This window comes from Proteus mirabilis ATCC 29906, assembly GCF_000160755.1.
In the GTDB taxonomy this organism is placed as follows: domain Bacteria; phylum Pseudomonadota; class Gammaproteobacteria; order Enterobacterales; family Enterobacteriaceae; genus Proteus; species Proteus mirabilis.
Window position 1 is genome coordinate 1 of sequence record NZ_GG668599.1, and the last position, 628, is coordinate 628.

General features: G+C 28.2%; 1 protein-coding gene. It reads left to right on the top strand.

Going from position 1 to position 628, the window contains the following annotated elements; translation table 11 throughout:
- Positions 1 to 483 precede the first annotated feature (483 nt).
- Positions 484 to 628: IS3 family transposase (locus tag HMPREF0693_RS19845; protein ID WP_428829691.1), on the top strand; the 145-nt coding region annotated here is incomplete at its 3' end.

Genomic DNA, 628 nt, shown 5'->3' on the forward strand with positions numbered 1-628 from the left:
TGTAAATGTCACATCAAAAGTAGGTAAAAACATAATTTTGATCATAGACACTTATGATGTAATTATTTTATATGAATATATGTTAATTTACTTAATTTGTTATTTTCTATAACGTATTCTTTTACTGTATCAATATAAGATATCAGGTCGTTGTTAGATATTTCTAGTAATGTAGCTGGGACAATACTACTCTTTAATGAGAAATTACAACAATCATTAGGATTTCCAACTTTATCAATAGAATCCCAAAACATGGAATATTCATCACAATAAAAATAAATTTTATCATTATGAAACTCGGAATTTTGCAGAACTCAACACCATCACTTTGTCGTTCATAAGCATTTGTATCTTGATAAACGAAATATACTAATCTCATATTATCTCCCTTATATTATTTGTTCTAAATTGGAAAAGCAGTTACTACTCTATTTGAGTTAGCATCAGTGACTATTTTTATTGTATTTAAAGCTTGACCGTGTTTTGGTAGCCTTTTTCGGCTTATTAAAATCAGAAATGTATCATGGGCATCATTTTCAAAACGCTGATGAACTGATTGATAAAATTGAGGAATATATCGAGTATTACAATACCAAACGGATCAAGGTTAAATTAAAAGGCCTGACTC